Origin of the sequence: Kordiimonas sp. SCSIO 12603 (assembly GCF_024398035.1) — a bacterium.
Classification (GTDB): Bacteria; Pseudomonadota; Alphaproteobacteria; order Sphingomonadales; family Kordiimonadaceae; genus Kordiimonas.
Map to the genome: position 1 here is coordinate 2,607,191 of NZ_CP073748.1, position 25,379 is coordinate 2,632,569.

The window sequence follows — 25,379 nt, forward strand, 5'->3', positions numbered from 1 at the left end:
CTAATATTCTAAAAGCTGGATCTGACGCTTAGCTTCCTCGGCGCCACTAAAACTATCATCTAAATTGATAGCTTGCGTTAGGTACCTGCGGGCATTAGAGCGACTACCTTGTGCAAGATAAGCCATTCCCAGGTGATATTTATAGAGCGCATTGGAAGGCGCTTTACGAACTGCCTTGCTCAAAGCATCAATCGCCTTCTTTGTATCCCTATCAGCCTGTAGAAGCACCCAACCATAAACATCCAAAATATAAGGGTCATCTGGCAACACTAAATAGGCTCGCTCTGCTAATCTCGAACTCAGCTTATTTCCTCTACGGAGGTATACCATAGCTAACCGAGCGGCTATTTCTGCATCCACAAGTCCAGTGTTCAATATAATTTCATACTGATGGCCCGCGCTTTCATCGTCACCGATTTCTTCGTAATAATGCCCCAAAAGCGAGCGTACTATTCTGCTGTCAGGGTTAGCTGTTACATATGAACGCAATTCCACCACAGCCTCTTCTTGCCTACCTTGTTCTTTCAAGGCATTAGCTAAGCCGATAATTACATCGTCTGCGGGGAATTTTTGAAGAACATCGCGATACGCTTTTTCTGCAGCCACAACCTCACCTGAAGTAAACAAAAGCTTACCCACAATACCTGCTAGAACGTCCTCTGGTCTTTTGCCCTCTACAAGAACGGGGAGCATTTTTTTAGCTTCTGAGAATTGTTGTCCCTCGGCAAGACTAGCAAATATATACCAATTCACCACATCATGATCTGGTTTATTGTTCTGAGCTGTTTCTGCGCGCTCAAAGGACATTCTAGCGCCGGTATACAATCCTACCTGCAGCATCGCCCGACCATGTAACAAGTGAGCCTCGCCCGAGGTAAAGTTAAATGCAGCATGTCTAGATAAAGGCCGCTCTGCCGCTCGCGGTTGCCCTAAATCTAAAAGCAACATTCCCATACGCTTAAGCAATTCTGGTTTCTCTTCGGCCAAAACACTCGTAAATCGGGCTTGTTCAATTGCCTTAGTTGTTATGCCAGCTTCACTTAATGCTTGCGCATAGTCTGCAGACAACTGTGCGGATCGTGGATAAGCCCTAATTGCTTCACGGAAATAATCAACGGCTTCCCGAGCCTCTCCTTGCGCTAATAAAGTACGTCCCAAAACAGCTTTTGAACGGCTATCATTTGGTTGAAACTCCAAGAGACGTTTCAGATCTCGTTCTGCTTCCGCATATTGCTGCAACCGATAGTGCGCAAGCGCCCTGTTTCTATAGGCCGCAAAATATTCACTATTCCGGTCTATAGCATTGGTATAGGAGTTAACGGCGTCTGAAAACTGCCCCAACCTGTATAATAATGTACCCTGAATATTATACCCCAACGCTCTATTGGGTGCAGTTGACAAAATACGGTCCACGGTAGATTTTGCGCCGTCATAATCTTTATTTTTTAGCTGCATACTACCAAGGACGCCTAATTCCCTAAGCTCTGCTTCCCTACCTGCAACAACATTAGAAAAAGAAGCCAAAGCCTCTTCAGGGGCGCCCTCAACATAGGTAGCCAAAGCTATGCGAGCATCAAAATTACTTACTATATTACCAGATGCTTCTTCCCCGAGGTCAGCGATAATACTAAGATACTTTTTACTTAGCTCTAGATCCCCAGATGATGCTGCAGCTGTAGCAGCCATAGACCATAAAGAGACATCCTTTTTGCCGCCTTCAGTTGCTAACATTGGCTCCAGAATATCAAGCGCGGCTCTTGATTGCCCTATCTTCATATAGGCCCCAGCCAAGGCTACTCTAGTAGTCGTATTTCCTGGTCGAACTTCATAAACGCGTTTAAGATATCTTGCCGCTTCAGCGAACCGTTCTAGTTGATACGAAACCAATCCTCTAACATACATTGCAGGCAAATAGTTTTCCACTATCTGCCTGGAACGATTAAGATAAGCATCAGCGTCTTCAAACTGTTTCTTTTGTGCTGATATCACCCCAGAAAGATATATAGCCATCGGCTGCCGAGGCGAGGCAGCATAAACCGAATCCAGATATTCTTCTGCGGCAGGAATATCGCCCTTACCAATCATCAAGGAAGCCAATTCAAGGTTAGACATTAGATTGCCTGAAAACAGCTCCACAGACTCTCTAAAACGCTGCTCAGCCAATTCGAGATTTCCTTGATATTTTGCTATCAAACCTCGAGTAAATTGTACCATGGTATTTTCAGGTGCACGCTTGAAAGCCTCTTCAACAAGCTTCGATGCCCCTTCAAGGTTATCTTTACGCAATTCAAGCCTTGATAATCCAAGGTAGGGCTCAAAAGCAGCATCGCTCAACTCTCTGGCTTGTTGGTAATCTGTTTCTGCATTGCTATAGCGACGCAAAGCAAAACTAGCATCACCTGAAACGATAAAAGCGTCAGCCAAAAAAGCTTGAGGGATCGTTACCCCTCGCAAAGCTTCCAAAGCTTCATTATACTTAGATTGCAAAAGTAATGATTTGGCGTAAGGTACTGAAGTAGCGGCATAATCAGCACCAAACCTACGAGCTCGATCGACTGCAGCTTCAGCTGGAATACCGGCGCCAGAACGCAAGTACACATCAGCTAAAAGAAGATATTTTTGCACAGCTATTTCGCCTGCTGCATCAATATCATTCAATATTGTAATTGCCTGTTCATAATCTCGACTACTAATTGCCGCTCGTGCTTCAGAAAAAACATCCGATTGAGCAATCGCTAGCGATGAAGAGCTTAGCATCAAAGCTAACATCAAGCCTTTGGTTCGAGAAAATGCTGTTCTGTTCTTAGGCAAGATACTCTCCATCAATTTTCTATCTAACGCCTACAGGAAACAATACCACTCGTAGTGTTTGCAGGATAATCAGTAAATCGAGAAAAATAGAATAGTTTTTAATATAGTATAAATCATACTCCAGCTTCCGTTTACTATCCTCTATAGAAGCGCCGTAAGGATACTGGATTTGAGCCCAACCGGTAATCCCTGGTTTAAGGCAATGCCGCTCCTTATAGAACGGGATTTCTTTTTCAAGCTGATTAACAAAGAAAGGCCTTTCCGGTCTAGGCCCAACGAAACTCATATCACCCCGGAATACATTGATAAGCTGGGGTAATTCGTCAATCCGTGTACGGCGCAGGAAACCACCAATTTTAGTGACACGAGGATCGGCTTCTTTAGCCCATTCTGGCCGCCCTTCTTTTTCCGCATCTACTGTCATACTTCTAAACTTGAGCAGGTTGAAAGTTTCTCCGTTCAGACCAACTCGTTCCTGTCGGTAGAAAACAGGCCCTTTACTTGTAAGAGCAACGCCTATTGCAGCGAAAATCATTAACGGGATGGTCAAGAAAAGAACCAGTGAACTTACCGCGATATCAAGAATACGCTTCAATGCCCGCTCAAAATAGTTACCACCTTTAAAACCGTCAGAAAAGATGATCCACTCCGCTTTAACGGATTCCAGATCCACATACCCCCTAACTTGTTCGAAGAAACTCAAACGGTCTTTCACTTCAATACCTGATAATTTACAAGAAATTAAGGCATCTACAGGCAGTTCCTGCTTTCCAGAACTAGCAATAATTATTAACTCAGCATCAGAATTACGTGCGAATTCGTCGAATGCACCTATATCTTCAATATTTTTGGCGCCAGGAATTTCGACCTCTTGCCCAGGCAACGCAATCGTATCAATAATATTAAGGCCAGCTTCTTTTGCTTTTGACGCATACTCTTTAAGTTCAACACCTGCCTTGCCTGCCCCAAGAACAATCACTTGCCTGTTCAAAAAATTTGTATTGGAGAACTTTAGAAACAACGCATGAACAAGCATAACAAAAGTGAATGATAGTGAAAGCGCCAGTACTAAAATAGAACGCCAAAGCGGTAACATAGGAAGGAAATACAATAACGCTGACACAGCAACACTGACGGCAACAATAGAAACAACTAGCCGTATGGTGAAAACCCTTAAGTCTCTTACTGCATCTGATTGATATCCACCAACCCCCAACAATACTGGCACCATAATGACTGGCACTAATACCTTTGCTACTACAGCTTGCAAACCTAATTCAAAAGGAAAATCAATTACGTAAAATCGAAGCCATTCAGCAAGAAACACACATGCTGTTATTACAACGAAATCGGTAATCGCCAACGCCAATTTAATGGGTGAAACATAATGGCGGAATATTCGAACCATGAACCTCTATGTCCTAGTAGATCTACTCTCACGCCCCAAACCAAGTTAGGGTTAATAAAACGTTAGGGCAAGTATTTGTTCAGAATTACTTTTTTAGCAACAAAGAATTAATTCAGCAAATCAAGACTAGCTTTCATAACACCCTGCGCCACGGCCACAGAACAACCTGCATCTACAGGCATCGTAACGTTCAGCAACGGTTGCTTGCGAATATGTTTCAAGATCGCTCTCTGCATACAATCTTGTGCAGCAGCTATCTTCACATGATCACACGCGCCTTTTTTAAGTGTTTCCAGTAACACAACAGCGGCCAAAGACGCCCAACCTTCAGCAAGAACAGGCAAACGACGGCTTCTCGCCGCGATAATCGCTCCTACAGACGCTGCAATTTCACGTCCACCGTATTGACGTAAAACATCGAGAGGGGAAGCTTCATTATCTAATCCAGCCAGATACGATTTCGCTGTATCAATCCAAACTTCATCTTGTTCAAGCTCCATGTCTTGGAATGCCTGCCCTAAACATGAAGCAATGAGTGTATAGGAACTCGCTTCCCCACCAGGCGCAAGACTGCCCAAGCCTAACAAATGGCCACCCGCCGCGGTAGCTTCCATACCAAAAGCGACTGCGGCCATACATTCCGATTCTGTCCAATTCGAATTAATTTCGTGTGGAATTTCAGGTGCCATTTCAAGAACCCGAAGCCCTATTCCGTTACCCACACATAATTTATTAACTGGCGCGCATCCTTTTGAAGCCGCTGCTATAAACGCAGTTGCAGCTTCAGCATCATACCCTGAATATGAAGACGCCAGAACACAAATATGAGTTTCGTTTACTGACGGACTTTTTGTTCCCTGCCAGCCAGCCAGCCAGGAAGAAAACTCTTCAAGTTCAGATAGTTGAGAACCTTTCACATTTTGAAGTTCTTTAACTTTCCTCTCACCACAAGCATCAACAGCCGGCAATTGCTCAAGCAGGCTTTTCAAATCTTCAAAAGGTGTTTTTGTTTTCATGAGGAAGATCTTTTCTCTAATTCACGACAAATATTCAGGGTTAAATGGGCTTGTAACCCGCCTAAACTGTTTAGTTCAATGAATAAATAGCTAGAATTATTTTAAATACCAATGTAAATTAGAATGATTTCTCATTTAGGTGGCATGGAGTATGTTTACTAATGTTCGCAAGTAATAAATCTCTAGTGATCGCGACGTTGCTTACTGGCACAGCCGTGGCAACGGGCACTATCCTATACGGTATTCATAGCAGCGACGCACCAGAACTCGTCATTCTGGATGATACGCTTCCCCCGGTAATTGGAAATGGCTTACTGCCACCACCAGCGACCTACGCTATGACTACGCCGCCACCCAAGGAAATTCCTGGCATTCGCCGACTTAAAATTTCCCGCCCTGCTTTGGAAGGTGCCGAAAATACAAACGAAGCTGACTTTTATCTGACTGGTACACGTAGTGCTGAACTTATCAGAAAACCAGTGGAGGCTCGTATTGAGACATTCCCATCAGTAACACTTGAGGAAGCCGTTGAAGGTGCTCTTGCTGTTGATGAATGGGGTTTCCAGGTTGTGCAATCATACCTAAACCAAGCGATGGGCGATGCGGACGAGCTCAAGCGACGTATGGATGCTCTACTTGCGAAAATCGAAGAAGTAGCAGGTGACTATGACCTAACCACAATTTCTGATGCTGCAAATCTAATTATTGAAGCGGGCGGTAGAACACACTGGACAGCCTTCATGTCTCCGTTTGTTCTGGATCGTTCCTTCAAACTTCAAGATGATGCCATCGGATGGGATTTAGGTCCATCTAGCTACGAACCTTATGACAAATTTATTCGTGTAGGCTCAGAAAGTAAGATGCTCATCGGTGATAATATCAACGATGAGGGTGATACCGCGGGCCCTTCTATCTTGCGCAATGGTGTGCGTAACGTAGAGCAATTTGTAGCCTCTGGCTTGAAAAATGGCCGTTACCGCGTTGTTATTCTAACGGCTCCACGTCAAAATGGTTCAGCACCACTTTATCCGTTCGGGGTGGATGTGAAAAGGAACGGCGGTAAGATCAACATGGTTGATACACGCGCCACCGACGATATCGTACCACTGATGAAACTTTCCACCGAAGGTCCTGGTCGCTTGACAGACGCGGGTGGTGAAGCAGCCTCATATCAAAATGGTGAAGTGAAATTTAGCCTTTCTGGTTCTAGTTCAGCTCCATTAATTGCTTCTGCGGACCCATACATTACCCAAGGACGCTTAAGTAATACTTACGGCAGCGCATCTTTAAGACTTCTTGAGCCTATGGCGCAAGCGGGCCCTAACCTACTTCAGTCTGGTGGCGACAATTACCGACCTGCGACTGGTCATATGCTCGTAACCAGAGCTGAAGTTGTTGATGGCACACTACGCATCAGTTTCCGTCAATTAGGCGGTCAAGATACTTATGTAACTGCTGTAATTATCTATCCTGAAGCTGACACCAGTATTGATGAAGAATTGGCAGAACAGGTTGTTGAATTTATTCAACGCATCGCGCCAGCAGCGGGTGAAAACCTAACAGCGGAAAATATCCTAAAAACAGATTTACCTATTGTTGATGCGCGCGTTGTTTTCTCTGATGCGTCTGGTGGCCTACCAACACCAGAAGCCGATGCAGCCACTCCAGAAGCCCCTGTTACAGGTGGCGGTGAGACACCATTGACTGAAGAAGACGACGACACACCAGAGCCAGAACCAGATGGTACACCTGACATTGGTGCTCCAAATGAACCAGAACCTGAGCCAGAACCTGAGCCGGAGCCAGAACCTGAACCTGAGCCGGAGCCAGAACCTGAGCCAGAACCGGAGCCAGAACCTGAACCTGAACCGGAGCCAGAACCTGAACCTGAACCGGAGCCAGAACCTGAACCTGAACCGGAGCCAGAACCTGAACCGGAGCCAGAACCTGAACCGGAGCCAGAACCTGAACCTGAACCGGAGCCAGAACCTGAACCTGAACCGGAGCCAGAACCTGAACCGGAGCCAGAACCTGAGCCGGAGCCAGAACCTGAGCCGGAGCCAGAACCTGAGCCGGAGCCAGAACCTGAGCCGGAGCCGGAGCCAGAACCGGACCCTGCACCACTGAGACTTGTTCTTGATGCAGGCGGCGGTGATGATGAGGTTTATGACCCGGTCACACTAGGTGAGGATTTCCTACTTGACGGTTGTGGTTCGACTTTCGAAACAGAACTTGTATGTAGCCTAACAGACAGTTCAGACTTTGAGATGGTCTGGATTCTTGACGGCCAAGAAATCGGTACAGGTAGCCAGTTAACCGTACAAACTGGCCAAGGTACGTTATTCGACGAAACGGGCGACGTTGATATCACAATTCAAGTTCGCTACGACGGACGCCTACTTGAGGACGGTGAAGTACTTAATATTATCACTGGAGGCTCTGTATTCCTCCCAGGTGATATTATCTTCACGAGCCTGGACACTGCAATCATCCGTATTGTTACAGCAGTCCCTGAACCAGGTGCGTTGTTCTTACTGGCCCCTGCTCTTGCTTACGGTATACGCCGTCAACGTAAGAAGAAAAAAGAACTTACATAATTTAAAAGTCATACAAATAAAAAAGGCGCGAATAACATTCGCGCCTTTTTCTTATTCTTTATTGGTATTTTACATGCCGTATTCGTCAACGCCGCTGGAAAGCAAACGAGCCAAGCCAAGTACCTTCTTGCGGATGCGTGGGTCTGCAATTCGGTAATAAGCTTCTACAAGCTCTTGTGTTTCCTGCTTTTCAAAAGTTTCCTCAGTAAGTGCCTCTACAGATTCACTATAACCAGGAAGTTTTGTTTCAGCGCCTTCAAAGAAATATGCCACAGGTACATCAAGGGTCGTAGACATTCTAAATAGTCTGCTTGACCCGATACGGTTTGTACCACGTTCATATTTCTGAACCTGCTGGAAAGTCACACCCAATTCTTTACCAAGTTGAGTTTGCGACAAGCCAAGCATCTTACGGCGGGCGCGAACCCTTTGACCAACATGTACATCGATTGGATCAGGGTTTTTAATCATTCCACTCTCTCTCCGGTGATTGGCATTTTAATTATAAGCGCCAACCTGTATTAATGCTAGTCTTATTACAACCAGTCGTTTGATTACAGGCTACGATATAACACTTACAAACATGCCACATTGTTATTAAACAAGATTGTTCATTGCCCCCACGCCGAGGCGCAAATTACATCTTTTTGTAATAAGAAGCAATATTTTCTATTACTCCTTTCATCTAAGCAATAACTATTCTGTTATTGCCAATACTTTAGCCTTTAAGCTACTGATTTTTCACAAAGTTCTCTAACATCATCACTTAACGTCGATGTTTCCAACAGAGTATTCAGGTATTTTTTCATTAAGGCCGCATTATTTTGAGGCTGTTTTTGCCACCTTCCAAGAGGAGCAACTAATTTTGCCGCGGTTTGCGGATTTTTCTTGTCGACCTCAGCAATAACATTAGCCAAAAACTTGTATCCGGATCCATCTGCCGCATGAAAGCCTCTCTGGTTCAAGAGAGAGAAACTCATAACAAGTGAACGTAGTCGATTAGGGTTCGTATAAGAAAAATCATCATGATTCGACAACTCTTCTACCAAGGACAAGGTATCTGACCTTTTACTTTGTGCCTGAACAGCAAACCATTTATCTATAACCAACTCGTTTTCGTGCCACTGCTTATAGAAATCATCAAATATTTCCTGACGATAATCAAAGTCACCGTGCGATACCTCAATCAGCGCCGCTATTTGATCAGTCATGTTATTAGCATCATGATAATGCGTTTTTACAATCTGATCCCCTCCATCAAGCAATGACAAGTAGGAAAGCATTCGATTTCTTAATCTGCGTTTACCTTTGGCTTGTTCAGATAATTCGTAATCTGATTGCTTCAGACTCTGATAAATACCCAAAAGTTGTTTCATATTCTGTTCAGCAACTTCTCTAAGCAAAGCTTCTCGCACAATATGCAAACGCTCAACATCGAGTTCAGAAATTTTCTGGCCTACTTCCAATTCACTTGGAATAGAAACTAATTCGGCGAGTAATGCATCATCTTGTTGATCCGCAGACAAACAGCCTGAAATAGCTTCCAAGTATACCGCTCTACTTGTACTATCCACACCCTCATATGCTGCAATTAGAACATCAGTTGCTAAAGTCTGCGCTGCTTCGTAGCGCGCAAAAGCATCAGTGTCGCATTTAATCAAATGCGCCAATTCGCTTTCACTATAATCTGATTTCACTAACACTGGGGCTGAAAAGCCTCGAAGAAAACTTAGAACAGCACCCTCTGGCACATCTCTAAATACAAATTCTTGCATGGTTTCCGTTAGCTGCAACAAACAGCTGGTACCGTTCCAGTTCCCAGAGCCTTCAATAGCAGGGGTAATTTCTTTACCACTGGCATCCAACCATCCAATAACAATTGGCATATGATTAGCTTTTTTAGTGGCTTGGCCAGGTGTTGCTGGGCAGGCTTGCTCTAGTCTGAGAGAAACATCATTACCTTTTCTACGGCGCTCAAATGAAACTGTTGGAGTGCCTGCTTGAGAGTACCAAAGACGGAATTGTCTGAGATCCATCCCGCTAGCACTTTCCATAGCTTTGACAAAATCCTCACATGTAACTGCTTGTCCATCATGACGTTCAAAATAAAGATCCATACCATCACGGAAAGCTGATGCACCGATAAGGGTATGCATCATGCGAATAACTTCAGCTCCCTTATTATAAACGGTTGCCGTATAAAAGTTATTGATCTCTACATATTTCTCAGGGCGTACTGGATGCGCTAGTGGGCTTCCGTCTTCTGGAAATTGAGAAAACCTGAGAGCCTTAACATCTTCGATCCGTTTTAAAGAGCGAGACCCTAAGTCAGCAGAAAACTCCTGATCCCGAAATACTGTCAGCCCTTCCTTAAGGCTTAACTGGAACCAATCCCGGCACGTAACCCTGTTCCCAGTCCAATTATGAAAATACTCGTGCCCGATAACACCTTCAACATGCCCAAAATCAGCGTCTGTAGCTGTATACTGATCAGCAAGCACATATTTTGTATTGAAGATGTTTAGTCCCTTATTTTCCATCGCCCCCATATTAAAATCAGACACCGCAACGATGTTGTAGATATTGAGGTCATACTCAAGGCCGTATACGTCTTCATCCCACTTCATAGAGCGTTGAAGTGCCCCCATAGCATATTCGCTACGTTCCATATCCTCCGGGCGTACGTAAATGTTCAGTTCAATTTCGTTACCGCTCTTTGTAACAAAAGAGCTCTTCCGTTCTGCCAAATCGCCAGCGACTAACGCAAATAGATAACTCGGTTTTGGATGAGGATCATGCCATTCAGCAAAATGGCGCCCATTCTCAAGATCACCGTTTTCACTTCTATTACCGTTCGCTAGTAGAACTGGATACCGGGCTTTATCTGCTTCTATTCGCACATCGTAGCTCGCGAGCACATCTGGCCTGTCGAGAAAATAAGTAATATGTCTAAAGCCTTCAGCCTCACACTGAGTACAGAAGTTACCCCCGGAATAATAAAGGCCGTCAAGGCGTGTATTTTCTTTTGGCTTTAGTTTTGTTTTTACGGTGAGTTCGAATACTTCAGGTAAACCATGAATAACGAGAGAAGTATCTGTAAGGGTATATTCATTTGGAGAAAGCTGGCGCCCATCAAGCTCTATTGTTAGGAGCTCCATATATTGGCCGCCATCAAGTGTTAGCGTAGTTTCGCTTGGTATTGTTTTTCGAAACACCGATTTCGCTGTCACTATTGCGCTATCCTCAAACAGCTCAAATAACAGCGAAATTTTTTCAATTGAAAAAGTTGGTGCAGAATAATCCTTCAAAAAAATCTCTTTTTTTGAAGCAGGTGATACCAAGCTTGCGTCCAAGTTACCCTCTCTTGCGGCGATTTTTCGTATTTTCAACAGCATAGTCCAAAGGAAGCGCTGTTGTATATTTAATACGTTCCATCGCGAAGGAAGAACTCACGTCAGTAAGTTGAACTTTCTTGATCAGACTTTTATAAAATACGTCATAGGCTGCCATATCTGGCACAACTACACGCATCAAATAATCGATTTCACCGCTCATGCGGTATAGTTCAACAACCTCAGGGAAGTCACAAACCATCTCCGCAAATTCGTCTAGCCATTCAAAATTATGCTCATTTGTGCGAATAGCTACAAAAACATCAAGAGGAACATTAACTTTGTTACGGTCAACCAGAGCAACGCGGCGTGTGATATAACCTTCCTGCTCTAAAATCTGGATACGACGCCAACAAGGTGTTGTAGAAAGACCTACAGCTTCAGCAATCTCTGCTGTGCTCATAGTTGCATCTTTTTGCAACAAATTTAGTATCTTGCGATCAATTTCATCCATAAAACACCTCAACTTCGGCTTGTCAGCCGGTACTGGAAACAGATAGCTGTTTTTAATATAATAATCCTTCACAGCTTCGCAAGAAGCCATGAAGGAACTTCATTTAAGCTATTTTTCGCCTTTGATCAAAAGGTTATCGAAAGATAGTTTACCTGCACCAAGTAATGCAATTGGAAGAAGAGCTGCAAACCATGTTGCGTGATCCGCAAACATACCTGGATATACAAGTATTTGGATAAAGAGCGTCATTCCTAAAAGACCAAATGCACCTAGACGAGCACCAATACCAAACAAAATCATTAACGGCAAAAATGTCTCTGCATAAAGTGCAAGCTGTCCCATAAATTCTGGGTCAATATAATCAATACCATACTCATCTTCAAACAATGATGTAGTACTGTCATTGATAGAGAAAAACGCGCTTACATGATCACCAAAAGTTGGTTCAAACTGCTGCTGGAATTTTTCAGCAACACCAGCGTCAGGAAATAGTTCAGAAGCGGTATCTACAATATCTGAAACATAGTATGTTTCTTCTTCGTCCAAGTTTTCCTGAATAGCCGCTACAACACTGTCATCCAGTGAAGCACCTTTTAGCGCCTCGATTACCTGATCAACCTCAAGCTCTGGATCGGTATCAATTGCAGCTGCTTTTGTACGGCCAGACTGATAAAAAATCTTTGCAGCCCATGCACGTAAAAACAACAGGAAATAATCTTGTGTAGAAAAACGATTGCCAAATTCTGTTAACTTGGCAAACAAAGATCTAATTTGTTCCACTTTCTTTGACCTTTCATGGCTCGCTAGCGAGCACAACTCCTTTAAGTGTCAAAGCATCTAACCCTACCATAGAAGCATTAACAGTCACATCTTCGAGATCATTCTTAAGATTTTGAAGTAAAGCCCTCTCTTCCGTAGTCAGCGGATATAGCTTTATTTCACCACCATCAAGAACAACACATACAGTCTGTCCACCTTGTTCTAAATGAACAGCCTCCGGCATTAACTGCCCCTGCCCAACCATCCACAGGTTTAAAAGCGGATAATCACTTTCAATAATCCTGACATGAGGGTTAAGCGTTAATTTATCTGCAACAGCAGAAACAGGGCTTACATACTGTAAGCGATGTATAGCCCATTCGATACGGATGATATCTGCTATATAGACAACATCTTCCGCATGCTCATAGTTTTCAAAAAAATCAGCAAATTCAGAGCCATACTCGTCCAAAGCAGCTTCTCTGGGCGGATGTGCACGAATAAACTGTTTAATCGCTTCCCTCAGGAAAGCCTCCCCCACAAAATTTTCTGCTAGAGGGAAAACAGCCTGAAGGTTATCAGCAAGCGTTAGCAGAAAGTTATTCTGATAAACTTGCAAACGTTGCTCTGGAGCAATTGCCCCGTCATTAACAATCGCAGGAAGAATGCCGGTTGAGGCATCACCCTGCTGAATAGCCAATCTGAAATTTTTCTGCAGTTCCTCAAGCATAGCGAGCAAGCTCCTGCTCCCCAGCTTGACGTTCCAAAATAGATTTTGCTTTTTCTGCCTCTGTCATCAACACCTGAAAGCTAGGGATATTGCTATCCCATTCAACAAGTGTCGGCACAGCGCCCGCTTCTGCAGTGACGCGGCGATAAATATCCCAAACGTCATCACACACAATACTGCCGTGATCATCAATAAGCAGAGGTGTTCCTTCTACATCACGAATTGCATGACCTGCTAAATGAATTTCCTTTACTTTATCAAGAGGGAAATCATCTAGATAGCTATCCGTATTCCAGTGCATGTTAGTACCTGAAACATAAACATTATTTACATCAAGTAACAAACCACAGTCCGTTTTTTCAGCAATAGTTGCTAAAAATTCAGGCTCAGGTATTTCACTTTGTTCAAATGCTAAATAAGCAGAAGGATTTTCTACCAAAATCTGTCGACCTAAAGCCTGCTGCATAGTATCGATATTTTTTATAACAATCTGCAAACTTTCTTTATTCAAAGGAAGTGGCAACAGATCGCTAAGATAATACCCATCATGAACAGACCAAGCCAGATGCTCAGACACTAAAGCTGGATTATAACGCTCAACAAGCGCACTAAACCGTTTCAAATGATCTGCATCCAAACCTTGTGCTGATCCAAGAGACATGCCTACACCGTGAATAGAGAGGGCATAATTCTCCAGGATAGCTTCAAGGTACCGATGGTGAGCACCACCATCAGACATATAGTTTTCAGCATGCACTTCAAAGAAAGCCAAATCTGGTTGAGAATGTAGTACATCCTCAAAATGTTGGCTTTTCAAGCTCACGCCAACAGGCAAATTGCTGCTGGATAGTAAGTGAATGGGCTGTTTAACCATAATATATAACCACTACCCAGCAACTAATTCAGCTTAGGCTTTTTTTGGCTTCTTAGTGCTGCCAGCGATACGCTTACATAGGCCTTTAGTTACATAGATCCACTCTTCTGGGTGGTTATCAACTTTTGCCTGACCTGCACAGCTGTGTGTAGAAGTACCGCAATCGTTCATGCCTTTAGCAACGATGCCGTAGCACTTCTCTTTTTTAGCTTTCTTATCTGCAGCAACAGCAGAAGTAGAAGCAGCCGCCATTGCGAAAGCTACAACACCAGTAGTAGCAACAGCCGTTTTAGCAATACGATTGATTTTCATCGTTCATTTCCTTCAATAAGTTGCGTAAACCTAAGCGATATCCTGCGTCGCTTACGCCCAATATATTGCCTCTTTTTCGCGAAAATAAAAATAATATAACCTTCACGAGTTAGTGAGGCTAATGTTAACCATAAGAAAAACAGAAAACGCAAGCATTTCCGGGGCTTGTAGGCAATATTAGATTTTATCTACCGGAAAAATCACTACGATATTCACGCATAAATGTCTGAAGTTTCTCAACGCTCGCGATTTGGCTAGCAATAGCACCAAGCTCTCTACCACTAAGTTCCTGGTCATTTGTCAACAATTCGAAAGCATTGGCAAAATCACCGCTACGCATCTGATTGCCATATCGGCGGCGCATCTCAATAAGCCCTGCCCGGTCATCCATGAAAGTCATACCAATAGTGAGTCTGATCAAATTCAGACGTTGAAGACTGTTAAGTGCCTGATTCCTGCGCCAGCCGTCTCCAAGAATACGCTGTACCGTATTAATCAGTTTCGGCCATTCTTTACTACCCCAGAAAATATCAGTGCGCAGAACCTCTGCATCAGCACTACTATCATCTTCCAGCATCACTTCTGCTTCTTCATAACGCCCCTGTTCTACAAGAGCCCGTGCTTCAACATGCCTGCGGTTTGCAACAATATCATTGGGTAATCTAGGTTCCCGGGTTGCCCGCAAAATCTCGATAGCCTGCTCTGGCCTCGAATCCATAATATAGATTTTAGCTAACTGGGCAGCGATTTGCGCTCGTGCGGCACCTTCCGCACGCTGAGACACCTGATATTCAAGAAGAGTTGCGGCATTATCTAAAAGATCAACAGAAACCATTCGCGCAGCTAATCGCCGCACCATGAAGTCACCTTCAGCCCCAAGTGGTGTAAGGTCTTGAAACTGATAAAACAGACTAATGGCGGCAACCGGTGTCATTTCATCTGCACCGTTATTTACATATAGATCTTTAAACACCTGTCCCATACGGAGCAGCATTTTCAGCTCACTCGCCTCTTCCGGATAGTATGAAACCCCCGCACGAAGCGCAGAAAGGCCCGCTGTATATTGCTTTGTAGCAAAATAATATTCGGCTAGGTCATTCAAAAGCTTAATTTCAAACTTATCTCCGCGCCAAGCATAACGAAGGCGTTCTAGTTGATCGATAGCATCTGTATAATTAAGGTCTCCGTTCCGAAGCCCATACCGAATACGTGCGTACCTAGCCCTAGCTGAAATCCAACGGTTTGAAGCACCTGTTAGTTCATCATACTGGGCAAATGCTGTATCGAAATCGCCTTGCATTTCTGAAATACGGGCCGCTTGGAACAATGTTTCAAGCAACTGATCTTCGTTAAGATCAACACCATTCAAAAGCGCTAATTCTTGTTGAGCGAGCTCAATGTCTCCAGTTTCAACAGCTGCCCTTACAGCAGCGAGAGATATTTCCGCACGGTCCTCGGTATCATATGTACCCATTACGTCTTTACCGCGACGGTAATGCTCCAACGCCTTTTCGTAATGGCCCTTCTGTTCTTCAACGAGTAACAGCCAAAGCTCAGCATCCTGTTCAGCTTCTAATTCTCTTGCGGAAAGATCAGCGAGAGCAGCATCCAATCTACCTTGCTTGAAATTAGCCACACCTCGAACTGCGAGGAATTCCGTATTTTGAGACAGTAACGGGTCTTCTTCTAGCATCCGCTCAAGAATACCGAGTGCCTCAGCGGCCCGGCCATGGGCCAAATAATAACGAGCTAACTTCCAGCGAACTTCGTTGCGATCATCTAACTGACGCAGCGAAAGTTCATACAATAAACGAGTTTTATTTTTCCGGTATTCCCAAGAAGGGCCAATGCGCCAATTGGCGAAATCAATCAATCGCGCGAAGCCCGTCTGTAAATCACTACCGATCCCTGTGGCTCGAGAAAGCCTTGAAGAAGAAAGAAAATCATTTCCAGAAGAACTAATAGCAACACCATCAGTGAAACGCTCAACATTTACAAAGTCTGTCAGTGGCGTGATTACAATACCTTGCGCGGTTTCAGCGAGCTCAGCTGATGCATAACTAAAGTCCTGCGCTAATCCACTGCCCTGCCGTGCCAAAGGCATCACCACAAAATAATCGCCAATGTCTGGATCTTCTACTTCAATTTTGCGTCCTACATCAGATGCAGCAACAAAAATCTGCTGACCGTTGGCACCTTCATTACGGCGTTCTGGCGTAATTGGAAAACGGGGCTTTGCCGGTGTATCTTTCAAGTAAATAATCCACCGTCGGGCATCCTTTTCCACCACATAATTCTGATTGGTTCTAACAGACATCCTAAGAACTAGTGCATCAAGATGTTCTAGCTGCTCAACCGTATGAATTCGATCAGAAACCAATGTACCAGCATCAATCATACCTTTTGGATCAAAAGCATATGTTTGATCAAACACGATCCAAAGATACTCACCGCGTTCAAATACGGCTGCTGCAGCGTCTATCGGCCAATTGAAGGAAAGCGAAATACCATTCTCAACCTCGGCAACACCAACATCTACTGCTTCCTGATCAGGATTGGTTACTTCAGGCAAACCCAAAAGTCTGATAGGTCCCCTTTGTTCCTGCCTACTAACCGTACTAATGTCGGTCGTGCTTCCAAGATCGTCATCTTCAGGCACGGCATTGTCTGCCGGTACACCTTCACCACCATCGTTTTCTACATCTTCTTCAATAGGTTCACTATTTTCATCTGCAGCTGCTGCAGCAGGAGGTGGAGTAAAAGCGCCAGAATCAACAAAAGCCGGTAGAGAAGCAGTTTCTTCACCACCATAAACATCAACAATCAAGAAATTCCCAGACCGAAAATCTCGTGGTGACACACCGGGTAACACATCAAAATCAATAAGTGTTCTGCCCCCAATGTAGCTAACCCTTGGATTGCCAATTTGTCTAAGATTTGCCGCACCAAAAGCACTAAAATCAGGGGTAAAAACACTATCGAGTGTAATTCTTAAAACCTTGTCATTAACCGCAATTGAATATGTTGCATCTCCAGGTATATCGACTGCAATTCGGGCATGATTTGCTAACTGCCCACTTTGGAAAGTAATTGTTGGGCCACTTACCTGCGCAGTAACAGCAGGCGCAAACGAAGCGGGTACTGCAAAAATTGCAGTAGTGAGTGCTGTTGTTACACACAGCTTTTTCACCCACTTAGAAGAGGTCATATGGTCCCTTACTCGTTTCTTCAGCTCGAATGACAATATCAACTCGCTCGGAGTTTGCCAACTCTTTGCGATAACTCAGGTTTTTTCGTGTATCAGCATAGCCAAGTACAGTAATAGGCTTACGATACCCATACTCTGTCAAGGCACCTGCGACGATCCGAGCTCTAGCCATAGACAGTTCCCAATTTGATCGGAATTTCCCTGAACTAACCGGTACAGCATCAGTATGCCCTGCAACACGAATACTATTCCGAATTTGCACCAAGGTGCCAGCTAAGGCACGCAGGCTTCTCTCTGCGTCAGGCACCAGCTCAACATCTTTGCGCTTGAAGAACATTTCAGCTGGAAAAGACACCAACACCTCTTCACCACGCCGGATAACCTTCGTCCCTTCGAATCCCGGGTATCTCTCAAGCATCTGCTCCATCGATTCCCTTAGATAGGTCAAATTCAAACCCAGGGCTGGATTTCTCTGGAGTTCCTTAGCTGTTTCATTTGGCGTTACCCGACTTACATTGCGCTCAGGATTAAACTGTCTTGCCATGGAATCTATCACATTTTGCCATGTCTCCTGGCGCACGCTGCTCACAGAAAACATAAGTACAAAAAATGTTAAGAGTAGAGATAGAAGGTCGGCAAATGTTACCATCCAAGAAGCGCTTGATACTTCATCTTGTACGTTCTTTTTCATGGAGCTTCACTCCCATTTTCAAAACGTACTGGCGGAACATTCCTGAATGCTGCCAATATCTTACCTTCAGGTATCTGTATGAAGCCAGTATGAAACATACCATCAGGTACGCCCTGAAGTTTCATAAAACGAGCAATAGCACCAGCTCTTCTGACCGCGAATTCCTGACTACGGGTTAAATTTCGTGACACCAGCCCTTCGCCAGATCCAAACATAAAAGCGACATTCCGTGTTTCATTGTTTTCACGGTTCAAAACAAGCTTTGCTACTCGGTCCAGGAATGGCTCCATATCAGGACGAATTCTAAAAGAACCTTTTTCGAAAAAGCTATCAGCTGGTAATTCCACCTCATACACTAATCCTTTATTGATAGAGAATTTGCCGTTAACATCAAATTCTCCACCAAAGGAACGGCTTAATTCAATCAGAAGTGGGTCATTTTCAGGCTTTACCTCATCATTCGGCAGTGTTGTTTGTTCACCAGGCTGGCGGCTTTGATCATCGCTTTCCTTGGAAAACGCAGCATTCACACCTTTCATGACTTCCTGCGCTTTCGATGTTTTCTGCTCAGAAACAGCATTAAGCATTATGAAAAAAGCCAGCAAAATCATATACAAGGCAACAAAAAGCCCCATGGTAGTATCCGTACCAAAGAGCCTTTTCGTATGCTGATCTTCGTTAAACATCTAGGAAGCGCCGTGCACCTTAGTCAAAACTAGCAAGAAGGGCGTCAATTTCATCCTGAGTATTGCCTTCACCTTCAAGCTGAGGACCGTGAAGAAGATCTGTATCATTCACTGCCACCCCTTCAGCGTCAGTTTCAATCTCATCTTCTGGTTCGGCAATATAATCATCGCCGATGGCATCAGCGAGTGAGTTAAGGCGTGTTTCAAGCTCAACCAACGTACGATTTACCTTAGTAATTCGTTGTCCAGTGATGTCTTGGAAACTAGAAGCCTGGAATAGATTTATAGACAGTTCAGAGAGTTTTTCTGACTGCTCTCCTTCAGTATCTTCAGACATTTTCTCTAACTGTTCAGCCGCATCCATAATAGTATTTGCAGCTTCATCTGTTGCCGTCACTACAGCATCCAACTGAACGTTAGCGTCAGGAATATCTCGATTAGATAAAGACTTTGCTTGAACACCGAAGAGTTCATCTTTAGCCGCGCCTATAAAAAAGAGCAGTTCTCGAAGTTCTTCTGCCACCTGCCCTAGTTCGTTGTCGTGGTGACTACCTTTAACAAGAGATTCTACGACACTGGCAATATCAGAAACAGGTACGTTATCGCCCAAATCCTGCTTAAGTGCCGCCGTTCGTTCTTCCAAACTAATCGTATTTGCCTGATTTAACATTTCATACTCCGTGCCTGCTAGGTGCAGGTTATTGTTATTGATTTAGCGGCTGCAAATCAGAGATATCTGGCGGGGCAGCACGTGTCGCCAATTCTGTCGTTAACCTCGAAGCCTTTGCCGCGGTCATTTTCCCCATAAGTGCGGCAACTTTAGGCGCCTTCATTCGCGTAACCAGATCAACCTGAGTTTGGAGGCTAAGCTGTTCGAAACGAGGCGCAGCATCTTTCGGCTTCATTTTTTCATACACATCAACGATGGCTTTCAATTTTTCATTTTCACGCTCATCGTAAATGCGAAGCTGTTCTTTGATGCTTTTTTCAAGAAGCTCAAGCTGCGTAATTTTCTTTTCAATGCGCTGTTCGGTGGAAGACAACAATTGCTCTTGCAGTTCCAGTTGTTTTTCACGCTGTTCCAGCTCAAGACGACGTTGCCGAAGCTGTGTCAGAAGCTTTTCCTCTTCATTAGCCCTTAACCCAACAATCTTAGGCATCTGTGGCGCAGGCTGGGCCTGTTCAGCAGCTGGTTTTTGATCTTCCTGAGGTTGATTATCGTTCTGTTCAGTTTCCTGAGCGGCCTGAACTGGTGCACCTAACAATTCTACGCCCGTGTATATATCCACTGCCCGCATGGTTAGCGCCACAGCTGCACAACCGATCAGCATTGGAAATAATCTAACACGGCTTAATGAAACACCACTCATTGCCTTATCCTCATCTATCCCTTAGCGCGCCTCACGAAGCGCCGCTAAAATTTCTTCCTGCTGCTTTTTACTCGCGCTTGTTTCAGCAGGAGCTTGCTGTTTTTTTGCGGCAGAAGCGCCAGAAAGACCGCGCTCAATCCGATCTGCTAAATTGTTACCGGCCTCAGTTATCATGCCAAGCTCATCCGCAATAGCAGAGGCTTTTTTACCCTCGATTTGAAGCCTACCTTCGATCTCCGTAGCAGATGTCTTCAAATTAGCTACACTCCTCTGAGCATCCACCACTGCAGTATTCAGCTGATCAACCAGTGCACGTAATTCTGCCTGACCAGATTTAATAGTTCCTAAACGTCGGTAAACAATTGTGCATACAACGATCACAGAAACTAGAAGAACGGCTAAAATGCCATCAACAATCAGTGTTGATATCTCTGTCACACCAAAGCCCTCTATTCTATTTCCAGATTCTGCAAACGTTCAGCCTGCTGACGAACCTGCACCGCAACATGCTGCCCTGAACGGCCAATGGCACCGCTCAACATGGCAACTTCACCACATTTTAGCACAACATCATCTTTAGGTGTCTTATTAAATACGATGGTTTGGCCGACTTCCATATTCATCACTTCACGAAGCGACATGCTGGTTTCATCCATAATCGCACGAAGTTCCACATTTGCGCGCCATAACTCTGTCGCCAAGTGTGTTTCCCAGATGGTATCTCGCCCAAACTTCTCCCCCATAAAGCGCTGTAGAAGAAGCTCACGAACTGGTTCAAGCGTAGCGTATGGGAATAGAATTTCGCAGCGGCCACCACGATCTTCCATATCAACACGCAGTTTGATCAGAACCGCTGCGTTAGGCGGTCGCGCAATTGTTGCGAACCTTGGATTTGTCTCCAACCTATCGAAGGTGAAGTTAACTGGGCTAAGTGGCTCAAACGCACCACACATATCCCTAAGGATCACAGAAATCATCCGCTCAACGAGGGTTTGCTCGATCGTTGTATAAGGACGTCCTTCAATTCGCATTGCAGCGGTACCACGACGGCCACCAAGAAGCACGTCCACAATGGAATAGATCAAGCTGGAATCAATGGTCATCAGGCCATAGTTATCCCACTCTTCCGCACGAAATACCGCTAACATAGCTGGTAAAGGAATAGAGTTCAGATAATCACCAAAACGAACCGATGTAATATTATCAAGGGAAACTTCGATATTGTCTGACGTGAAGTTCCGAAGAGAAGTAGACATCATACGGACCATACGGTCAAAGATGATATCAAGCATTGGCAAGCGTTCGTAGGAAACCAGCGCACTGTTAATAAGTGCGTGGATGCCCGTCATCTCACCATCGGCACCATCACCGTCAAAGCCTAGAAGGCTATCGATTTCATCCTGATCAAGTACCCGGCCAGGTGAAGGGCCACTACCATCGTCGTCTTCGGCATCACCGTCGCCGTCACCACCAGCCATGGCCTCCCATTCGGCGGCCATTTCATCCTGATCGACTTCTTCTTCATCATCGCCGCCAGCCATAGCTGCCCACTCGGCTGCTACCGCTTCATCATCAATTGGTTCGTCATCTTCAGCCATACATAACCCTCAAGCAGCGCCAACACGCCAACTTATTACCCCTGAATCAGAAACTCTTGAAAGAGCACATCTTTAACACGCGTAGGAGCAACCGCCTGATTAATTCTCATCAATAATTCTTCTTTGAGCCTGAACACGCCAGCAGCCCCTTCAAGGTCACTTGGACGCAACTCTCTCATATAAGTGTTAAACTCATCTAAAATGCGTGGAAGCTTCACTTCAAGGTCAGCTCTGTAGCTTTCCCGGTCAATTTCCAAAGAAATTTGAGTTTTAAGAAAACTAGTGCCCTCTCCGCCTGTATTCAAATTATACAATTGAGGCGGTAATTCATAAAACAACAGGGCCAGCTCTTCCTGCGGCTTATCTTGCTCAAGCTGTTCGGCGTCACGCTTATCTGCAGCTTCTTGTGCTAGTTGTTCCAGTTCAGCATCATCAGCTGGCTCATCCGCAACGTCATCATCACTGCCCAAAAGGGACATCACAATAAATCCGACAGCAAGCAACACTACAGCCCCACCACCAAGCATGATGATTTTCTTGCCGCTAAACTTCTTCTTTTCCAAACCTTCAACTAGCTCTGCTTCACCTAAGGTTTCTTCTGCCTGATTGTCGTCTGCCATTTGAGCCTCTCATACAAAAGCAAAATACTTTTACCGTATTCTCCCAACTTTATCTTGAATTACACATAGTTAACAACCCGTGAAGGTAAAAAAACTTATTCGTGAAACTCCTTACACATTTTTTGCCCGCTAGCAGGCAATTTTTGTGGGTACTTTTTACTCCTCACGCTCAAACCTTTTTCAAAAATCATAACTAAGTAATTGATTTATAATGATTTCGTAAACTGGCATGCTTCCTGCTAGTTAATGGGCCAAACAATAAATTCTGTGACAAACAGTAAAAACTGTGACTACAGGAGAGAAAAATGGATACGGCTTTATTCGTAGGCATGGCCCATAGAGAGGCCCTCAAAAGAAGAATGGATGTTGTTGCACACAACATCGCTAACATGTCTACCACCGCCTTTAACAAGGAGCGTGTGGTATTTCGTCAGTTGTTGATTGACGCACCTGGTGCAGATGCAACAAAAGGCGGCAAGATTTCCTATGTGCAGGATCACGGCATTGTCCGTAACCTGGATATTGGCACACCTATTCCTTCAAATAATCCTCTTGATGTATTTATTAATGGTCGCGGGTACCTATCCGTTCAGGGTAGCGACGGAGAGACCGTCTATACACGCAATGGCCGGATGACGATTGATATTGACCGCAACTTAGCACTTCTTTCTGGAGAAAAAGTGCTCGATGAAAATGGCCAAACGATCGATTTTGATGAAGATGATGTGAATATTACCATTGCCGATGATGGCACCATTTCCACAAATAATGGCGAAAAAGGTAAAATCACCATTGTTCAATTCCAAAACGAACAAGCCATGAAACGTCGCGGCGCATCACTTTATGAAACTGATCAAACACCGATTGAACCTGAAAACGTTACGGATGTTATGATCAAAAGCAAAGCCTATGAAAGCTCCAACGTGAACGCCGTTGAATCCATGGTTGAGATGATTGACGTCCTTCGCGCTTATCAAAAAGCCGACAAAACCAGCAACGATTATCAAGAGATGCGTGAAGACGCCCTCAGAAGATTGGCACGCGTTCAATAACGCCAATCATAGTTGAGGAAAGGAAAGACCAATGAAAGCACTTAGTACAGCAGCAACAGGCATGTTAGCGCAGCAACTGAACATTGATGTTGTTTCAAACAATATTGCTAACCTGAACACCACTGGCTTCAAGCGCCAGCGCGCTGAATTTCAGGATCTACTCTACCAGAATATTGAACGTGTTGGTGCCAACTCTTCAAACGCAGGCACAGTTGTTCCGAGCGGTATTCAAGTAGGTGTCGGTGTTCGCACGGCAGGTGTTTACAGGATTACAGATCAGGGTGCTCTCCAAAATACTGGCAACATCTATGATATAGCCATTAACGGCAAAGGCTTTTTCCAGATCCAGCTTCCTGACAACACTGAATCTTATACACGCGCAGGGTCATTCCAGATCGACAACCAGGGCCGTTTGGTAACACCACAAGGTTACCCCGTTCAGCCAGGCATCAACATCCCTCAGGGCGCTGTTGATGTGACAATAAACGAACAAGGTGAAGTATTTGCCATTCAGGATGGACAGGTAGCCCCTACACAGATTGGACAGCTTGATCTTGCGATCTTCCCGAACGAGGTTGGCCTTGAAGCGATCGGTAACAACATGTTCCTCGAATCTCAGGCGTCAGGTGCACCAATCATCTCCAACCCGGGTGAGATCGGATACGGTACGGTTGTTCAAGGCTTCCTTGAAAACGCTAACGTGAATGCAGTGAATGAGATTACAGCAATGATCTCCGCACAGCGCGCTTACGAGCTAAATTCCAAGGTAATCCAGACAGCCGATGAGATGCTTTCTGCTGCCAATAACCTTCGTTAATAGGAGGCACTGATGCGGTTCCATAAGAATATAAGTAACTTCCTACTTAGCTCAGCACTTATCGCGGCAGCCACAACAGCCACGTGGGCAGCTGACCTTCAAGAGCGATTAGTTGTAGATGAGGGAGTTATTCGCCTTTCTGATATCTTCACAGATACAGGTATTCACGGTGATGAAATTATTATGGAGGCCCCTGCTCCGGGCAAACGCACACAGCTAAGCAATTACCAGCTCACCAAGCTTGCAGAAAAATATGAACTTGACTGGAACCGCCCAGCTTATCTGAAACGCATCTACATTGAGCGAGGAGGCATCCCTTTTAAAGGTAAAGACTTACAACAACTGGTAATGAACGAAATTCGAAACCAAGGGGTTGAAAGTGAACTTAATGTAAGAATTCATGGTCGCGTAAGAGGTATGTACCTGCCAACGGATGCCACATTTGATGATGTGTATTTCGAAGAGTTCGAGATCAACGATCAACGTACCCGTTTTACAGCAAACATGATTTTGCCAACTGGCACAAAAGAACGCTCTGAACTCAGGATTTCTGGCGCGATTGAAGAAGTGCGCCTTATCCCAATGTTGAACAGTGTCGTTGGCCCAGGTGAAATCATTACCGCCGACCACATCAGCTGGGTTCGTTACCCCGTGAAACGGATTAACAGAAATACAATCCAATCCAGTAAAGAACTTATTGGCCATACTGTTCGTCGAGCACAGCAATCCGGCAAAGCCCTGATTAAAAATGACATTCGAGTGCCAGTAACAGTGGCACGAGGTTCAACGGTTACCATGCAGATCAGAGCTGGAAAAATGCTCCTTACTGCCGAAGGCCGTGCACTGGAAGAAGGCGGCAAAGGGGATGTGATCCGCGTCATGAATGAAAAATCCCACACCAGTGTGAATGCAAAAATCATCCATGCCGGATTAGTAGAAGTTCAATCAAACAGCACAAAGCTTGTTGCATCTCGCTAGGAGAAT

22 protein-coding genes are annotated in these 25,379 nt (G+C 44.7%); 4 read left to right on the top strand and 18 right to left on the bottom strand.

Features of this window, described 5'->3' with window-relative positions; genetic code table 11:
* The 3 genes from prsT to KFE96_RS12125 all read right to left on the bottom strand — a co-directional run bounded on the left by prsT (position 1) and on the right by KFE96_RS12125 (position 5,235).
* Entirely contained in the window at positions 1-2,811 is a 2,811-nt protein-coding gene (gene prsT, locus KFE96_RS12115) for an XrtA/PEP-CTERM system TPR-repeat protein PrsT (RefSeq protein WP_255832822.1), read from the bottom strand.
* A 19-nt stretch (positions 2,812-2,830) separates the two neighbouring features.
* Positions 2,831-4,219 (bottom strand): TIGR03013 family XrtA/PEP-CTERM system glycosyltransferase, encoded by a 1,389-nt coding sequence (locus KFE96_RS12120; protein ID WP_255832823.1) that lies wholly within the window; start codon positions 4,217-4,219, stop codon positions 2,831-2,833.
* 107 nt (positions 4,220-4,326) lie between these two features.
* Complete coding sequence (locus tag KFE96_RS12125; protein WP_255832824.1) at positions 4,327-5,235, bottom strand: nicotinate-nucleotide--dimethylbenzimidazole phosphoribosyltransferase; 909 nt, start codon at positions 5,233-5,235, stop codon at positions 4,327-4,329.
* A 161-nt stretch (positions 5,236-5,396) separates the two neighbouring features.
* Here KFE96_RS12125 and KFE96_RS12130 point away from each other — a divergent pair, with 161 nt between their 5' ends.
* Entirely contained in the window at positions 5,397-7,832 is a 2,436-nt protein-coding gene (locus KFE96_RS12130) for a hypothetical protein (RefSeq protein ID WP_255832825.1), read from the top strand.
* A 69-nt stretch (positions 7,833-7,901) separates the two neighbouring features.
* Here the strand turns inward: KFE96_RS12130 and KFE96_RS12135 are convergent, their stop codons facing one another.
* The 15 genes from KFE96_RS12135 to KFE96_RS12205 form a co-directional block, all read right to left on the bottom strand.
* The gene (locus tag KFE96_RS12135; RefSeq protein ID WP_247020291.1) at positions 7,902-8,303 is read right to left on the bottom strand and encodes a helix-turn-helix domain-containing protein; all 402 of its coding nucleotides are present in this window, start codon (positions 8,301-8,303) and stop codon (positions 7,902-7,904) included.
* Between the two features lie 254 nt (positions 8,304-8,557).
* Complete coding sequence (pepN, locus tag KFE96_RS12140; protein WP_255832826.1) at positions 8,558-11,227, bottom strand: aminopeptidase N; 2,670 nt, start codon at positions 11,225-11,227, stop codon at positions 8,558-8,560.
* The gene (locus KFE96_RS12145) at positions 11,187-11,678 is read right to left on the bottom strand and encodes an Lrp/AsnC family transcriptional regulator (protein WP_247020295.1); all 492 of its coding nucleotides are present in this window, start codon (positions 11,676-11,678) and stop codon (positions 11,187-11,189) included. Before KFE96_RS12145 ends, pepN begins: the two co-directional genes overlap by 41 nt.
* A gap of 108 nt (positions 11,679-11,786) precedes the next feature.
* Entirely contained in the window at positions 11,787-12,458 is a 672-nt protein-coding gene (locus KFE96_RS12150; protein ID WP_255832827.1) for a DoxX family protein, read from the bottom strand.
* Between the two features lie 13 nt (positions 12,459-12,471).
* Complete coding sequence (locus KFE96_RS12155) at positions 12,472-13,167, bottom strand: DNA-binding domain-containing protein (RefSeq protein WP_255832828.1); 696 nt, start codon at positions 13,165-13,167, stop codon at positions 12,472-12,474.
* On the bottom strand, positions 13,160-14,041 hold the full coding sequence (locus KFE96_RS12160; protein ID WP_255832829.1) for a DUF692 domain-containing protein: 882 nt from the start codon (positions 14,039-14,041) through the stop codon (positions 13,160-13,162). Before KFE96_RS12160 ends, KFE96_RS12155 begins: the two co-directional genes overlap by 8 nt.
* Positions 14,042-14,074: 33 nt before the next feature.
* On the bottom strand, positions 14,075-14,353 hold the full coding sequence (locus KFE96_RS12165) for a DUF2282 domain-containing protein (protein ID WP_247020303.1): 279 nt from the start codon (positions 14,351-14,353) through the stop codon (positions 14,075-14,077).
* 184 nt (positions 14,354-14,537) lie between these two features.
* The gene (locus KFE96_RS12170; RefSeq protein ID WP_255832830.1) at positions 14,538-17,561 is read right to left on the bottom strand and encodes a lipopolysaccharide assembly protein LapB; all 3,024 of its coding nucleotides are present in this window, start codon (positions 17,559-17,561) and stop codon (positions 14,538-14,540) included.
* Positions 17,548-18,252 carry a flagellar motor protein MotB gene (locus KFE96_RS12175; protein WP_255832832.1) on the bottom strand — a complete coding sequence of 235 codons (705 nt, stop codon included), beginning with the start codon at positions 18,250-18,252 and terminating at the stop codon, positions 17,548-17,550. Before KFE96_RS12175 ends, KFE96_RS12170 begins: the two co-directional genes overlap by 14 nt.
* Entirely contained in the window at positions 18,249-18,938 is a 690-nt protein-coding gene (locus KFE96_RS12180) for a hypothetical protein (protein ID WP_255832833.1), read from the bottom strand. Before KFE96_RS12180 ends, KFE96_RS12175 begins: the two co-directional genes overlap by 4 nt.
* 19 nt (positions 18,939-18,957) lie before the next feature.
* Positions 18,958-19,608: a protein phosphatase CheZ gene (locus KFE96_RS12185; protein WP_255832834.1), complete on the bottom strand. Its 651-nt coding sequence runs from the start codon at positions 19,606-19,608 to the stop codon at positions 18,958-18,960.
* 34 nt (positions 19,609-19,642) lie between these two features.
* The gene (locus KFE96_RS12190; RefSeq protein ID WP_255832835.1) at positions 19,643-20,308 is read right to left on the bottom strand and encodes a hypothetical protein; all 666 of its coding nucleotides are present in this window, start codon (positions 20,306-20,308) and stop codon (positions 19,643-19,645) included.
* 21 nt (positions 20,309-20,329) lie between these two features.
* Positions 20,330-20,746, bottom strand: a complete 417-nt coding sequence (locus KFE96_RS12195) for a DUF6468 domain-containing protein (RefSeq protein ID WP_255832836.1) — start codon at positions 20,744-20,746, stop codon at positions 20,330-20,332.
* 11 nt (positions 20,747-20,757) lie between these two features.
* Positions 20,758-21,906 (bottom strand): flagellar motor switch protein FliM, encoded by a 1,149-nt coding sequence (gene fliM / locus KFE96_RS12200; RefSeq protein ID WP_255832837.1) that lies wholly within the window; start codon positions 21,904-21,906, stop codon positions 20,758-20,760.
* Between the two features lie 35 nt (positions 21,907-21,941).
* Complete coding sequence (locus KFE96_RS12205; RefSeq protein WP_255832838.1) at positions 21,942-22,526, bottom strand: flagellar basal body-associated FliL family protein; 585 nt, start codon at positions 22,524-22,526, stop codon at positions 21,942-21,944.
* A gap of 305 nt (positions 22,527-22,831) precedes the next feature.
* Between KFE96_RS12205 and KFE96_RS12210 the strand changes: the two genes are divergently transcribed.
* The 3 genes from KFE96_RS12210 to flgA are packed head-to-tail and all read left to right on the top strand — an operon-like array spanning position 22,832 to position 25,373.
* The gene (locus KFE96_RS12210; protein ID WP_255832839.1) at positions 22,832-23,578 is read left to right on the top strand and encodes a flagellar hook basal-body protein; all 747 of its coding nucleotides are present in this window, start codon (positions 22,832-22,834) and stop codon (positions 23,576-23,578) included.
* A 31-nt stretch (positions 23,579-23,609) separates the two neighbouring features.
* Positions 23,610-24,395: a flagellar basal-body rod protein FlgG gene (flgG, locus tag KFE96_RS12215; protein ID WP_255832840.1), complete on the top strand. Its 786-nt coding sequence runs from the start codon at positions 23,610-23,612 to the stop codon at positions 24,393-24,395.
* Between the two features lie 12 nt (positions 24,396-24,407).
* Positions 24,408-25,373 carry a flagellar basal body P-ring formation chaperone FlgA gene (gene flgA / locus KFE96_RS12220; protein ID WP_255832841.1) on the top strand — a complete coding sequence of 322 codons (966 nt, stop codon included), beginning with the start codon at positions 24,408-24,410 and terminating at the stop codon, positions 25,371-25,373.
* The last annotated feature ends 6 nt before the right edge of the window (positions 25,374-25,379 follow it).